At 66.8% G+C, this 13,435-nt stretch carries 18 protein-coding genes and 1 tRNA gene; 16 read left to right on the top strand and 3 right to left on the bottom strand.

What is annotated here, in order from left to right; all coding sequences use genetic code 11:
- Positions 1–7 precede the first annotated feature (7 nt).
- The 8 genes from tolQ to queC all read left to right on the top strand — a co-directional run bounded on the left by tolQ (position 8) and on the right by queC (position 6,939).
- Entirely contained in the window at positions 8–787 is a 780-nt protein-coding gene (gene tolQ, locus AC5P5W_RS15540; RefSeq protein WP_005410752.1) for a protein TolQ, read from the top strand.
- Between the two features lie 24 nt (positions 788–811).
- Positions 812–1,240, top strand: coding sequence for a protein TolR (gene tolR / locus AC5P5W_RS15535; protein WP_006438804.1), 429 nt, complete (start codon positions 812–814; stop codon positions 1,238–1,240).
- A complete protein-coding gene (gene tolA / locus AC5P5W_RS15530; RefSeq protein ID WP_014648159.1) occupies positions 1,230–2,285 on the top strand; it encodes a cell envelope integrity protein TolA in 1,056 nt (351 codons plus the stop codon). Before tolR ends, tolA begins: the two co-directional genes overlap by 11 nt.
- 285 nt (positions 2,286–2,570) lie before the next feature.
- Positions 2,571–3,890: a Tol-Pal system beta propeller repeat protein TolB gene (tolB, locus tag AC5P5W_RS15525; RefSeq protein ID WP_014038220.1), complete on the top strand. Its 1,320-nt coding sequence runs from the start codon at positions 2,571–2,573 to the stop codon at positions 3,888–3,890.
- Between the two features lie 64 nt (positions 3,891–3,954).
- On the top strand, positions 3,955–4,473 hold the full coding sequence (pal, locus tag AC5P5W_RS15520; protein ID WP_495221265.1) for a peptidoglycan-associated lipoprotein Pal: 519 nt from the start codon (positions 3,955–3,957) through the stop codon (positions 4,471–4,473).
- 3 nt (positions 4,474–4,476) lie between these two features.
- Positions 4,477–5,295 (top strand): tol-pal system protein YbgF, encoded by an 819-nt coding sequence (gene ybgF / locus AC5P5W_RS15515; RefSeq protein ID WP_049406165.1) that lies wholly within the window; start codon positions 4,477–4,479, stop codon positions 5,293–5,295.
- Between the two features lie 198 nt (positions 5,296–5,493).
- The gene (gene queE, locus AC5P5W_RS15510; RefSeq protein ID WP_046432157.1) at positions 5,494–6,195 is read left to right on the top strand and encodes a 7-carboxy-7-deazaguanine synthase QueE; all 702 of its coding nucleotides are present in this window, start codon (positions 5,494–5,496) and stop codon (positions 6,193–6,195) included.
- A 78-nt stretch (positions 6,196–6,273) separates the two neighbouring features.
- Entirely contained in the window at positions 6,274–6,939 is a 666-nt protein-coding gene (gene queC, locus AC5P5W_RS15505) for a 7-cyano-7-deazaguanine synthase QueC (RefSeq protein WP_032958954.1), read from the top strand.
- A gap of 141 nt (positions 6,940–7,080) precedes the next feature.
- Here queC and AC5P5W_RS15500 read toward each other — a convergent pair whose 3' ends face one another.
- A complete protein-coding gene (locus tag AC5P5W_RS15500; protein ID WP_197575169.1) occupies positions 7,081–8,037 on the bottom strand; it encodes a hypothetical protein in 957 nt (318 codons plus the stop codon).
- Between the two features lie 177 nt (positions 8,038–8,214).
- Here AC5P5W_RS15500 and AC5P5W_RS15495 point away from each other — a divergent pair.
- A tRNA-Lys gene (locus AC5P5W_RS15495) sits at positions 8,215–8,290 on the top strand.
- A gap of 291 nt (positions 8,291–8,581) precedes the next feature.
- On the opposite strand, the gene AC5P5W_RS15490 is transcribed toward AC5P5W_RS15495, so the two are convergent.
- Positions 8,582–8,815 carry a hypothetical protein gene (locus tag AC5P5W_RS15490; RefSeq protein WP_032958956.1) on the bottom strand — a complete coding sequence of 78 codons (234 nt, stop codon included), beginning with the start codon at positions 8,813–8,815 and terminating at the stop codon, positions 8,582–8,584.
- A gap of 88 nt (positions 8,816–8,903) precedes the next feature.
- A complete protein-coding gene (locus tag AC5P5W_RS15485) occupies positions 8,904–9,410 on the bottom strand; it encodes a hypothetical protein (RefSeq protein ID WP_041863715.1) in 507 nt (168 codons plus the stop codon).
- An 85-nt stretch (positions 9,411–9,495) separates the two neighbouring features.
- Here AC5P5W_RS15485 and AC5P5W_RS15480 point away from each other — a divergent pair, with 85 nt between their 5' ends.
- The 7 genes from AC5P5W_RS15480 (at position 9,496) to AC5P5W_RS15450 (ending at position 13,434) form a co-directional block, all read left to right on the top strand.
- Positions 9,496–9,756, top strand: a complete 261-nt coding sequence (locus tag AC5P5W_RS15480; RefSeq protein ID WP_046432091.1) for a helix-turn-helix domain-containing protein — start codon at positions 9,496–9,498, stop codon at positions 9,754–9,756.
- Positions 9,746–10,174 carry a hypothetical protein gene (locus tag AC5P5W_RS15475; protein WP_014038211.1) on the top strand — a complete coding sequence of 143 codons (429 nt, stop codon included), beginning with the start codon at positions 9,746–9,748 and terminating at the stop codon, positions 10,172–10,174. Before AC5P5W_RS15480 ends, AC5P5W_RS15475 begins: the two co-directional genes overlap by 11 nt.
- 125 nt (positions 10,175–10,299) lie before the next feature.
- The gene (locus tag AC5P5W_RS15470; RefSeq protein WP_014038210.1) at positions 10,300–10,497 is read left to right on the top strand and encodes a hypothetical protein; all 198 of its coding nucleotides are present in this window, start codon (positions 10,300–10,302) and stop codon (positions 10,495–10,497) included.
- Positions 10,494–11,030: a glycoside hydrolase family protein gene (locus AC5P5W_RS15465; protein ID WP_014648117.1), complete on the top strand. Its 537-nt coding sequence runs from the start codon at positions 10,494–10,496 to the stop codon at positions 11,028–11,030. The genes AC5P5W_RS15470 and AC5P5W_RS15465 overlap by 4 nt, the downstream gene beginning before the upstream one ends.
- A gap of 3 nt (positions 11,031–11,033) precedes the next feature.
- On the top strand, positions 11,034–11,498 hold the full coding sequence (locus tag AC5P5W_RS15460) for a lysis system spanin subunit (protein ID WP_014648116.1): 465 nt from the start codon (positions 11,034–11,036) through the stop codon (positions 11,496–11,498).
- A 49-nt stretch (positions 11,499–11,547) separates the two neighbouring features.
- The gene (locus AC5P5W_RS15455; protein WP_100450488.1) at positions 11,548–12,411 is read left to right on the top strand and encodes an alpha/beta hydrolase; all 864 of its coding nucleotides are present in this window, start codon (positions 11,548–11,550) and stop codon (positions 12,409–12,411) included.
- 84 nt (positions 12,412–12,495) lie between these two features.
- On the top strand, positions 12,496–13,434 hold the full coding sequence (locus AC5P5W_RS15450) for an alpha/beta hydrolase (protein ID WP_049440328.1): 939 nt from the start codon (positions 12,496–12,498) through the stop codon (positions 13,432–13,434).
- Position 13,435: the final 1 nt, after the last annotated feature.

The following is a 13,435-nucleotide window of genomic DNA, read 5'->3' as shown; positions in this document are numbered from 1 at the left end:
ACAACGGATGATCGCAACGCTCCTGGCCCTGCAGGCCACGGTCACCGAGGCACTGCCGGCCGACGTCAGCAACGCCGCGACACAGACCCTTGCCCAGGCCACCACCGGCGGCGGCATCAACTACCTCGAACTGATGGCCAAGGCCAGCCTGCCGGTGAAGATCATCGTGCTGCTGCTGCTGGTCGGCTCGTTCGTCAGCTGGGTGATCATTTTCCGCAAGGCCCGCGTGTTCAAGCAGGCCACCCGCGAAGCCGACGAGTTCGAGAACCGCTTCTGGTCCGGCGCCGACCTGGGCAAGCTGTACAGCGCAGCCACCGACCGCAGCCGCAGCGTGACCGGCCTGGAAGCCATCTTCGAAGCCGGTTTCCGCGAGTACACCCGCCTGCGCGACAAGCGCCGGCTGGATGGCCGTGCGCAGCTTGAAGGCGCGCAGCGCGCGATGCGCACCACCTATACCCGCGAAGTGGACCAGCTCGAGCGCAACCTGGAGCTGCTGGCCAACATCGGCTCGACTGCCCCGTACGTGGGCCTAGTCGGTACCGTGTTCGGCATCATGGTGACCATGCACGACATGATCAGCAGCGGTGCCCAGGCCGGTATCGCCGCCGTCGCGCCGGGCATCTCCGAGGCACTGTTCGCCACCGCCATCGGCCTGTTCGTGGCGATCCCGGCGGTGTGGGCCTACAACCGCTTCACCACCCGCGTGGAGCGCATGTCGGTGCGGTTCGAGACCTTCGCCGAAGAGTTCAGCTCCATCCTGCAGCGCCAGAGCGCTGGCGACGAGTAAGCGCCTGACCCGGGAGTCCAAGCCATGTCCGCTGCCATCGGTCGCCGCAAGCGCCGCAAGCTGAAATCGGAAATCAACGTCGTTCCCTACATCGACGTCATGCTGGTGCTGCTGATCATCTTCATGGTCACCGCACCGCTGCTCACCCTGAGCTTCGACGTCGACCTGCCGCAGTCCAACGCCAAGGCGCTGGAGAGCAAGCAGGACCCGGTGATCGTCTCGGTGCGCCAGGACGGCCAGCTCAGCCTGAAGCTGCCCGACGCCAAGGAGCCGGCCGCCGTGTCGGCCGAGGAACTGGAAGGCCGCCTGGCCGGCATCGCCGCCCAGGACAAGGGCGTGCGCGTGATCGTCGCCGCCGACCGCGCCGTGGCCTATGAGAAGGTCATTGCCGCGATGGACGTGATCAAGCGCGCCAAGGTAGACAAGGTAGGCCTGGCCACCGATGCACGCTGACGCCCTGCCACCCCCGCATCAGCGCGAACCCGGCTGGGGTCTGCCCCTGGCGCTGGCGTTGCTGGTGCACCTGCTGGTCGCGCTGGTCTTCATCGTGGCCTGGCTGTGGTCGCCCCAGCGCAACACCGATGCCGCCGCTGGCGACCCCTCGGTCGAGGCCAGCCTGGCGCTGTCCGCCTCCGAGGCGTCCGCCGCACGCCAGGCGCTGCGCCAGTCAGAGAAGCTGGAGGACCTGCCGCCGCCGGTCGCCGAGCCGATCCCGGTGCCGGAAGACACCATTCCGCCGCCGCAGCCGATTCCCGAGCCGCGCCCGCAGGACGCGCCCACGCCCCAGCAGCAACAGGCGCAGGAGCGTGTTGCGCAGCCGGACACCAAGGACCAGGAAGCGGTGAGCGCACTGGCCATCTCGCAGGAGAAGGCCAAGCAGGAACAGGAAGCCAAGCGCCGCCAGGAGCAGATCGACCTGACCGAACGCAAGCGCCAGGAAGAAGCGGAGCAGAAGCTGCGCCTGGCCAAGCAGCAGGAAGCGGACGAGAAGAAGAAGCAGGCCGAGCAGGAGCGCGTCGCGGCTGACAAGGCCGAGGCCGAGAAGCAGAAGAAGATCGCCGAGATCCGTGCCCGCCGCGAGCAGGCCGAGAAGGAAGCCAAGCTGGCCGAGCGGAAGCTGCGCGAGGTCGCCGCCGCGCGCAATGCCGCCGGCAGTGCCGCTGCCGGCTCCAGCGGCGCTTCCCAGCCGGCGGCCGGTGGTGGTGGCAACAGCGACGATCTTTCAGCCAAGTACGCCGCAGCGATCCAGGCCAAGGTGCTGTCGCAGTGGGTGCGCCCGGATACGGTGCCGCTGGGCCAGCGTTGCCAGATCACCATCACCCAGATTCCGGGCGGCACGGTGATGCAGGCCAAGGTCAGCCCGAACTGCCCCTATGACGAGGCCGGCAAGCGTTCGATCGAGGCCGCGGTGCTCAATGCGCAGCCACTGCCGTACCGCGGCTTCGAGTCGGTGTTCGCGCGTACGCTCAACTTCACCTTTACCGCCCAGGATCGCTGAGGCGGGCAGGGCAGGGGTGGCCTCGGGCCACCCCTGCCCACGGATGTCGCGCTTGCCTCTGGCGTGCTCGGTTTCGGCCGGGCAGGCTGCAGGCTGCTGTCGAACACCGCCCCGAGGGGCGGCGTGACCGGGGCAGGCAGGTGCGATGTTAGCCACGACGTTAACGGTGCGTGAGAGGACGGGCTGGAACTGACCCGGAATTCACGTACCCTTGGTTCATGATTGCGAAGCGGTTCACTCCCGCTTTGTTATCCCTCGTTCCGGTTTCCCCCTATTGAGCGCTCCATGAAAAAGATGCCTCGCTGGCTTGCCGTGTTTGCGGCCCTGTTGCTGCCCTTTGCTGCCGTCGCGCAGCAGAAGGGGCTGGATATCGACATCATCGGCGGCAATGCCTCCGCCCTGCCGATCACCATCGTGCCGATGCCCTACCAGGGTTCGTCGGCCGCTCCGCAGACCGACGTCGCCGGCGTGGTCCGCGCCGACCTGGAGCGTTCGGGCCAGTTCCGCACGCTGCCGGAAGCGCAGATCGTCGAGAAGCCCGTGCGTGGCGGTGACATCCAGTTCGCCACCTGGCGCGCGCTGAAGCAGAACTACATCGTGGTCGGCCGCGTGCTCGATGCCGGTGCCGGTGCCTACCGCGTCGAGTACGAACTGTTCGACGTGCCCAAGGGCGAGCGCCTGCTGGGCCTGGCGATGACCGCCCGTGGCAACGCCATGCGCGACGTCGCCCACCAGATGGCCGACGCCATCTACGAGAAGATCACCGGCGTGCGCGGCGCCTTCTGGACCCGCATCGCCTACGTGACCGCCAGCGGCAAGGGCGATGCCATGCGCTATGCGCTGATGGTGGCCGACTCCGACGGCTACAACCCGCAGACCATCGTGCGTTCGGCCGAGCCGCTGCTGTCGCCGTCGTGGAGCCCGGATGGCAGCAAGCTGGCCTACGTCAGCTTCGAGCGTGGCAATTCGGCGATCTACATCCAGAACATCGGCACCGGTGCGCGCGAACTGGTCACCAGCTTCCGCGGCATCAACAGCGCCCCGGCGTTCTCGCCGGATGGCCGCAAGCTGGCCCTGACCCTGTCGCGTTCGGGCAACCCGGAAATCTACGTGATGGACCTGGGCAGCAAGCAGCTGACCCAGCTGACCAACCACTTCGCCATCGACACCGAGCCGACCTGGGCGCCGGATGGCAGCGCGGTGTACTTCACCTCCGACCGCGGCGGCCGCCCGCAGGTCTACAAGGTCGGCGCCGGTGGCGGCAGTGCCGAGCGCGTGACCTTCCAGGGCAACTACAATGCCAAGCCCTCGGTGTCCTACGACGGCAAGAAGATCGCCGTTGCGCAGGGCTCGGGCAACAGCTACAAGATCGCGATGATGGACAGCTCGCTGGGTTCGCCCCGCTGGAGCACGCTGTCCCCGGGTTCGCTGGATGAATCTCCGAGCTTTGCGCCCAACGCAAGCATGGTGTTGTACGCCGCCCGCGAGGGTGGCCGTGGTGTGCTGTACGCCGTTTCCGCCGATGCGCGCGTGCGCCAGCGGTTGGTTCTGGCTGACGGAGATGTGCGCGAACCGGCATGGTCCCCATACCGTACTCAGCGCTAAAAGAGTGTTAATATTTTCGCTGTCTTGAACCCCTCATCGGCCTAGGAGCCACAAAGGTATCGCCATGAACAAGTCCACCCGCGTTCTGCTTGTTTCCCTGCTGTCTGTGGCCGTCCTGGCCGGTTGCTCGAAGAAGGTGAAGGAACAGCCGGCAACCCCGGTCGACACCGGCACCTCCACCACCACCCCGACCGGTCCGTCGACCTCCGGCCTGTACGGCCCGGGCGACCTGGACACCGACGCTTGCCTGCGCCAGCGCGTTGTCTACTTCGACCTGGACAAGGAAGACGTGAAGCCGGAATTCCAGGCCATCATGGCTTGCCACGCCAAGTACCTGCGTGACCGTCCGTCCTCGCGCATCACCCTGCAGGGCCACACCGACGAACGCGGTTCGCGCGCGTACAACCAGGCCCTGGGTGAGCGTCGTGGCAACGGCGTCAACTCGGCCCTGCAGGCCAACGGTGGCTCGGCTTCGCAGCTGACCGTCGTGTCCTACGGTGAAGAGCGTCCGGTCTGCACCGAGTCGAACGAGTCCTGCTGGTCGCAGAACCGTCGCGTCGAAATCGTCTACACCGCGCAGTAATCCATGCGCATTGGCATCAAACTGATGCTGGTCGTTGCGGCAGCCCTCGTGGCTGCCGCACCGGCGCATGCACAGCGACAGAGCCTGGCCGACCGTGTCGGCGCGCTCGAGCAGCAGATGTACAACAACAGCGCCAACCAGGACCTGTTGAACCAGATCAATCAGCTGCGGCAGCAGGTCACCAGCCTGCAGGCCTCGATCGAGCAGTTGCAGCACGACAACGCCCAGCTCAAGCAGTCCGCCCAGGACCAGTACCTGGATCTGGACAGCCGCCTGAACCGGTTGGAAGGGGGCAATGCCGCCCCGGCCCTGCCGCCCGTTCCGGCGAGCGCGCCGAAGGCCGCACCGGCCCCGGCAAAACCCGCAGCGGCGGCCACTTCCGAGCGGCCGCCTTCCGTCCACGGTGATGCCGGCAGTCTTGCCGCCACCGGCGACGAGCGCACCTCCTACAACGTCGCCTTCGATTCGCTGAAGGCCGGCAAGTACGATGATTCGGCGCAGTTGTTCCTGAGCTTCCTGCAGCTGTACCCGAACGGCGTCTATGCGCCGAACGCGCTGTACTGGCTGGGCGAGAGCTACTACGCCACCCGCAACTTCCCGATGGCCGAGACCCAGTTCCGCGAACTGCTCTCGCGCTATCCGACCCACGACAAGGCCGCCGGCGGCCTGCTCAAGGTCGGCCTCTCGCAGTATGGCGAGGGCAAGGTCGACCAGGCCCAGCAGACGCTGGAGGCCGTCGTGGCGCAGTACCCCGGCTCGGACGCCGCGCGCACCGCGCAGGACCGTCTGCAGTCCATCCGCCTCGGCAAGCAGATCCGCTGACCCGGCGTACAATAGGTGTCCTGTAGAGCCGAGCCCACGCTCGGCTGCTTTCGTTTCCGGTTCGGCAACCCCGCCCGGATCCGGCAGCGCCGGGCCCTGTCTGCCCGGTTGTTTTCGTAGAGCCGAGCCATGCTCGGCTGCGTTCGTTACCGGCCACGGTAGCCCACCCGCCACGTGTCCCACCAAGAAGTACCCGCCATGACCGCCGTTACTCCGTCCAGCGCCGCCGCCACGCCCAGTGAGATCGTGCAGTCGCCCCTGCCACGCCTGAAGATCACCGAGATCTTCACCTCGCTGCAGGGCGAAGCCGATACCGCCGGCTGGCCAACCGTGTTCGTGCGCCTGACCGGCTGCCCGCTGCGTTGCCAGTACTGCGACACCGCCTATGCCTTCCACGGCGGCACCTGGTGGGATATCGACGACATCGTGGCCGAGGTGCTGGCCCAGGGCGTGCGCCACGTGTGCGTGACCGGTGGCGAGCCGTTGGCGCAGAAGCGCTGCCTGGTGCTGTTGGAAAAGCTGTGCGATGCCGGCATGGACGTCTCGCTGGAAACTTCCGGTGCGCTGGACGTCAGCGCGGTGGACCCGCGGGTGTCGCGCGTCGTCGACATCAAGACGCCGGGTTCGGCCGAAGCCGCCCGCAACCGCCTGGAAAACCTGCCGCTGCTGACCGCCCGCGACCAGATCAAGTTCGTCATCTGCAACCGCGAGGACTACGACTGGGCCAAGGCGATGGTCGCCGAGCACGGCCTGGTGCAGCGCTGCACCGTGTTCTTCTCGCCCAGCAAGGGCGAGATCACCGCGCGGCAGCTGGCCGACTGGATTGTCGAAGACCGGCTGCCGGTGCGCTTCCAGATGCAGTTGCATAAAATCCTGTGGAACGACGAGCCGGGCCGATGAGCCGGCGCAGCGTTCCCTGATGTAACTCCGGCGCGGGACAGCGTGCTGGCTTTCCCCTCCCAACCGGATGTTTTTCCCATGAAGAAGGCAGTCGTGCTTCTCTCCGGCGGCATGGATTCAGCCGCCGTCATCGCCATGGCCCAGGAACAGGGCTTCGCCGTGCATGCCCTGAGCGTGCGCTATGGCCAGCGCCATACCTCCGAACTGGACGCTGCCGCCCGCGTGGCCAAGGCCCAGGGCGTGGTCGCGCACAAGACCGTGGACGTGGACCTGCGCAGCATCGGCGGCTCGGCACTGACCGACGACATCGACGTGCCGGAGGCCGGCGGTGCCGGCATTCCGGTCACCTATGTGCCGGCGCGCAACACCATCATGCTGTCGCTGGCCCTGGGCTGGGCCGAAGTGCTTGGCGCCAACGACATCTTCTGCGGCGTCAACGCCGTGGATTACTCCGGCTACCCGGACTGCCGCCCCGAGTTCGTGGCGGCGTTCCAGGCGCTGGCCAACCTGGCCACCAAGTCGGGCGTGGAAGGTGCGGGCATCAAGGTGCACGCGCCGCTGCAGTTCCTCAGCAAGGGCCAGATCGTCAGCGAAGGCGTGCGCCTGGGCGTGGACTTCGGCCTGACCGTGTCCTGCTACAACGCCGACGCTCACGGCGCCGCCTGCGGTCATTGCGATGCCTGCCGCCTACGCGCGCAGGGCTTTGCCGAGGCCGGCGTGCCCGACCCCACGCTGTACGCCTGACCGCGTCTGGTAGAGCCGGCCGCTGGCCGGCTTCACTGCAGGTGCGAACCGCCCCTTCTTGGTGTGTGCAAGCCGCCCCTCTCGGTGGGTGCGCCCCCCCCCCTCTCGGTGGGTGCGAACCGTTGGTTCGCACTCCTTGACCTACCGGGCCTGCAACCATCCCGATGCCTCGATGAAGCCGCGCACCGCGTCCGGATCGGCGTAGTCCAGTTCGATCATCCGCGCGATGGCGGGCCCCTCGTCGGTCTGTTGGCGCATGTACTCCTGCGCGATGCGGTATCCGGCGTAGTAGCCCAGATCACTCACCCCGAACGGATTGCGCGCGCTGTTGTACAGCCAGTTGTCCAGGCTGTCACCGTGCATCTCGGCAAGGAAGCGCGTGCGGATTTGTGCCTCGTGCGCGGGCCCATAGGCGTACAGCGGCAGTGCCGGACGGCGACCGCTGATGCGCTCTGCCACGTATTCGGGCACGCCTTCGCGTACTGCGTACTGGGCCAGGCTGCCAGTGGTCTCGCGCTGCTGGGTATGCACGTACTCGTGCAGGTTGTTCTGCGCGTTGTTCGCACCGGGGCGGCTGTCGTAGAAGATCCGCAGGCGGCCGCGCATCGGCTCGGGCAGCTCGCTTACGTCCACGCGCTCATCGCCCAGCGCCATCTCCGCCCCGATCAACACCTTGTCGCCCAACGTGGTGCCGCCGGTACGCAGCACGCCCATCGCGTAGGTGATGGTGGCCGGACGCAGTGCAGGGTAGAGCGCGCGGAACGCGTCCAGGTCCCGGTCCAGCGTGGCGCTGGCCTGCTGCGCGTTCGCAGTCAACGGCCGTACCGAAGTCCAGAAGCGTGGCCATGACTGCATGGCCTCGGCGTATTCGCGGGCCGTGTAGTTGCGGACCTGCATCAGTGCATGCAGTCCGGGGCTGCCGGGATCGATGTAGCGTTGCTGGACCAGCACCACGCGGCGTTCGGCATCAGGCTCGGCGCGCACCGCGTCATAGGTGGCCCAGAAGCGGGCGATGTCGTCAGTGACGACCTGGGACGTCGAGGCCACTGCTGTGCAGGGCAACAGCAGGATGGCGATCAGACAGCAGGTGAGGCGCATCCGTGGCTCCGGGTGGTGAACATGGATGGGATGCGTGGAAGGCCCGGAAGGTTTAAGCGGGCTGACCCGACTGGGTAGTGCCGGCCGCTGACCGGGACACGCAACACCCCTGTACTTCGCGCGACCCGGCAAAGTAGGGTAGAATGCGGACCCCGCCGAAAGGCCGGGCGATGCATCGGGCCGTTAGCTCAGTCGGTAGAGCAGAAGACTTTTAATCTTTTGGTCGAAGGTTCGAATCCTTCACGGCCCACCATTGCATTGACGATCAAGAAGGCGCCCAAGGGGCGCCTTTTTTGTTGCTTCCTTCAAAGCACTTCCGCAATGGGGGAAGCGCCGCTGCAACGATGCGGTGTTGCAGGTGCTATCGACTCCCCGGCGCCCGCTGGCAGCGGGTGCGGGGAGGCGGCGCTCCGCGCACCCGCTTCCGTCGCTGCTGCCCCCACGTCGCTCACCTTAAAAAAATTACCTTTAAGGTAACAACAAAGGTAATTTCAGGTAATTGATCTCATCAGAACCGGCCGTTTCCGGCCGGCCAGGGACGCTGTCAGCCGTAATGCGCGCGCAACAGCCCGGCGTCGTGGAAGGAAATGCCCTCGCGGATGCACTCCTCCGCGCGCTCCATGTCCTTGTGCAACTGGATCAGTGCGTCGTCGGCGAGCTGCTCGATGTTGACCACACCGCAACATGCCTGATCGATCACATGCTGCATGGGTTCGCCCCAGCGTCGGCGTACGTTGCGGATCATGCGGCAATGCCACTCGCGCATGATCGCGTCCATGCGCCTCTCCCCGCGGACCACATGTGCGTCTCCCGCCACCACCCGCAATGCCGGCGCCGGGGTGCGCTCGCCGCGCAGTTCCTGGGTCCTAGCGGCCAACCGCTGTGCGAGCTCCTCGAGTCGCGTGTGAGTCATCCTTTGCCTCCCTGATCCGTCTTGCCAGAAGCTTCGTCAGGTCGAGCACATTGTCCGGTGCAGAGGGCTGACCGAACTCGTCCACGACCATGAATGCGGTCTCCAGCAGCACGGGATCGTAGATCCATTCCGGTGGATCGCCGACCAGCTCCAGGTAGTGCGAAAGCACCTTGACCGCAGCGCTCATTTTCTCGAAATCCAGTCCCGTAGATTGAGACTGAAGCGACACGTCTCCGTCCTGATCGACGCGATCCAGCGTTCCATGTGGAAGCTGCATCACTGATTCAAGATCGCGCGCAAGCCGATGGCCGATGCTCTTCGGGTTGCTCTCGGAAATCCACTGGCTGACCTGGGGCTGGGCCCAGCGGGTGCCACCGTACAGGCGGGCCCACTCGGCCGGGCCGCCGGCGGCGGCCACGCGGAGGCGCATGTTGAGGGTGCGAGCGGTACTGGCGTCCATCTGTAGATGGTGCGCTGCATTACCAATCCAGCAAATGACCAAAACGGTATTGACTATCCATTACCGTGACAGTAATGTGTGGCCCATGAACCTCATCGACTACGCCATCTCCCAAGGGGGCTACGGCACCCCCAGCTGTCCCGTCATGCGCCGCCTGGCCCACCAGACCGGTTGCGCGCTGCGGACCCTCTACATGATCGCCCGCGGCCACAAGCTGCCCGGCGCGCGCCTGTGCCGGCGCATCGAGCTGGCCACTGCGGGCGCCGTGCGCCGCGAATCCCTGCGCCCGGATGTGTTCGGTCCGACCCCGTCGCCCGTCAAAGGAGAAGCCACCCATGCAGCTTGATACGTTCGGTGAGTATGTCCGCAGCCGCCTGGAGCACTGGGGCGGCGAATATGCGCTGCATCGCGACTGCGAATACCTCGGCTTCCAGTCGCGCAACCTGCTGGCGGTGCTGATCGAGCATCGTGGTGACATGCCGGGGCGGGCCCAGGGCTACAAGCCTCTGGAAACCGATCAGCTGGCGCAGCAGATCGAAGACATCATCACGGCGGTCGCGCGTGACAACGTGGCGATGGCCTGTGCGCTGCGCGGCTACTACTGCGGGCGTGGCCGACGCAAGGTCGAACGATTCGAAACGGCGAATCTGCTGCTGGCCAACAGCGGGCAGCGGCCGGTATCCAACCGGCATTACCTCAACCTGGTCGAACTTGGCTTCCAGCGCGTACGTGGCTGGATGGAGGGCATCGCCCAGGCCGCATGAGCGGCGGAACCGATCTTCCGCCCGCCTCCCGACCGGAACAACCCTCGTGCCGAGCCGGCAGCGGGGCGGGCACCCCTTCGGGCCACGTCGATGCGACGCGGCCTGCATTCCCTCCAGGACCCATCATGAAAGAAGAAATCATCAGCACGGCCGGCGCGGCGGCCATCAAGTCGGCGCCACCGGTTACCGTCGCCGGTGCGCTTGCAGCCGGCATCACCCTGGACCGCCTGGTCGTGGTCCTCACCATCATCTACCTGGCGGCGCAGATTGCCTATCTGGGCTGGCGCTGGCTGCGCGAATGGCGCCGCAGGGAGCGCGAATGAGCCGGCCCGGCAGTACATTGCCGGTACGCAGCCTGGTCGCCGCGCTTGCGCTGAGTGCTGCGGGCCTGATCGCCATCGTTGACCGCGAGGGATACACCGACGCCGCAGTGGTGCCCACGCGCAATGACCGGCCCACCTATGGCTTCGGCTCGACCGTTCGCGAGGATGGCACGCCGGTGAGGCTGGGCGACCGCACCACGCCAGTACGCGCGCTGCATGCCGTGCAGGCTCATCTGGCCAGGGAGGAAGGGCAGTTCCGCGCGTCGCTGCCCGGTGTGGCGCTCAGCCAGGGCGAGTACGACGTCTATGTCGATTTCCTCTACCAGTACGGCATCGGCAACTGGCGCGCGTCGTCGATGCGCCGGCATCTGCTGCAGGGTGAGTATCACCAGGCCTGCGATGCCTTGCTGCTGTGGAGGCGGGCAGGGGGCTACGACTGTTCAACCCGCATCGACGGCCGCCCCAACACCGTGTGCTGGGGAGTGTGGGAGCGCCAGCAGCAGCGCCACGCGCGTTGCCTGGCGGAGCAGTGACCCATGCCGCGCATGCTGGTGGTGATGGCGTCGCTGCTGCTGTGGTCGTTGCTGATGTTCATGACTGGCTGGCGTTGGCGCGGTGATCGCAGCGACCTCGCGATGGCGCGTGCCGATGTGGAGCAACAGGCCGGCGCGGTGCAGTCCGAACGGCGGTTGCGCCGGGATCAGGAAGAACGGAGCGAGGCGATGGCCTCACTGGGGGAACAACATGAACAGGATCGTGAGCGCGCGGCCGAGGTGGATGCCGATGTGGTGGCTGCCCTGCGCGCTGGCACTCTCCGCCTGCGCGACGACCTCGCCGCGTGCCATACCGGCCGTCTGTCCGAAGCCGCCGCCCGCACCGGCGAACGTGATGCGGGCGCCCAGTTACGAGCAGAGGTTGCGGCAGCGCTTGTTCGAATCGGACGCGATGCCGACGACCAGCTCCGTGCCTGCCAGGCCGTGATCGAACTGGATCGCCGTTGAGGGCGCCGGCGCAGTTATGCTGGCCGTCCTCTCGAAAATGGAAGTTCGCATGCGCGTCGTCGCTCTCTCCGCCCTGATCCTGCTGGCCGCCGCAGGGCCGGGCCTCGCAGCTGTTCCCACCGTGCCGGCAGCACCGCCGGCATCGACCGCTGCGGCCGCACCACTGGTGATCGGCGAGACCTTCACCGTGCAGTCGAAGGCACTGGGCGAGACCCGCCGCATCAATGTCTATCGTCCGCAGCCCTGGGGCCTGGATCCGAAGGCGCCGCTGCCGGTGCTGTACATGGCCGATGGCGGCATCGGCGAGGATTTCCTGCATGTGGCAGGGCTGGTGCAGGTGCTGACCGGCAATGGCAGTATGCGTCCGTTCCTGCTGGTCGGCATCGAGAATACCGAGCGCCGCCGCGACATGACCGGCCCCAGCAGCGACCCGCAGGACCAGAAGATCGCGCCACGCATCGGTGGCTCGGCGGCCTACCGCAGCTTCCTGCGCGATGAACTGATGCCGCAGGTACGCCAGCGCTACCCGACCACAGACGAGCGTGCGCTGATCGGTGAGTCGCTTGCTGGCCTGTTCGTGGTCGAGACGCTGCTGCAGGAGCCGACGCTGTTCAACAGCTATATCGCGCTGGACCCCAGCCTGTGGTGGAACCGTGGTGCGATGCTGGCCGGAGCATCCCGGCAGCTGCCGGCGGTGACGCGTGCACAGCCGCACGTGTTCCTGGCCAGCAGCGGGCAACCGGAACTGGCCGCCTCCACGGCACGACTGGCCGCGCTGCTGCAGCAGGCCTCGCCGTCGCCGCTGGTGAAGTACCTGCCGCTGCCGGAGGAAACCCACGCGACCGTCTACCACCCGGCCGCATTGCAGGCGCTGCGCACACTGTTCCCGGCGCCGCCGCCGGCCTCGCCCTGACCGCGCGTGGCGCGGCGCCGCGCGACGTGTGAGGATGCGGTAGCGACGCCACCCGGGTACGTCGCCCGCAACGGGAGAGTGTGGATGCAGCGTGTGCGTGGATGGAGTGTGGCGGCCTGCCTGGCCATGGGGGGCTGTGCGATGTCGGTGGCGCCACCGGCAACTCTGGATGAAGCGAAGGAAAGCGCGGCCACCGCCGCGCAGGGCGTGGTGCTGCCGGATACCGAGGCGCTGCGCGTGCACGACCCGGTGGGACGCGATTACCCGATCTGGGTGGCGTTGCCGGCCGACTACGCCGCACATCCGGAAAAGCACTATCCGGTGCTGTACGTGACCGATGCGCTGTACAGCTTCCCGCTGGTGCGCAGCGTGCGCAACCTGGTCGGGCAGAAGGGCGTCAACATCGAGGATTTCATCCTGGTCGGGCTGCCGCCGCAGGAAGGCCTGACCTCCAGGCAGAGCCGCTCGCGGGATTACACGCCGAGCGATCCGGCGCGCACCGATCCGCGTGACTACAGCGACGACGTCAGCTACGGCGGCGCCGCGCATTACCGCGACTTCCTCGCCGAGCGCGTACTGCCGCTGATCGATGCGCGCTACCGCACCGATCCGGCGCGGCGAGCCTATGCCGGTCATTCCTATGGCGGCCTGTTCGGCGCCTACGTGCTGACCACGCGCCCGGACATGTTCCGCAGCTACATCCTGTCCAGCCCGTCGCTGTGGTTCGACAACCATCGGGTGCCGCGCATGTTGGCCGAAGCCAAGGCGCCTGCGCAGCCGACCACGGTGGTGCTGTCGATCGGCAGCTTCGAAACGGTCAAGCCGGAGCCGCGCTATTTCACCCGCAACGACATGCTGCGCCACAACGCCGAGTTCGCCGAGCAGCTGCGCAGCAGCGGGCGATCATTGAAGGTGGAGAACATGGTGATCGACGGCGAGGACCATTTCACCGTCTACCCGGACATGATCACCCGCGCGCTGCTGAAGGTGTTCCCGGGTACCGGGCCGTACAGCAGCGGTTGAT

Source organism: Stenotrophomonas sp. YJH_SMC_123 (assembly GCF_059368215.1).
This window is presented reverse-complemented; position numbering and strand designations above follow the sequence as displayed.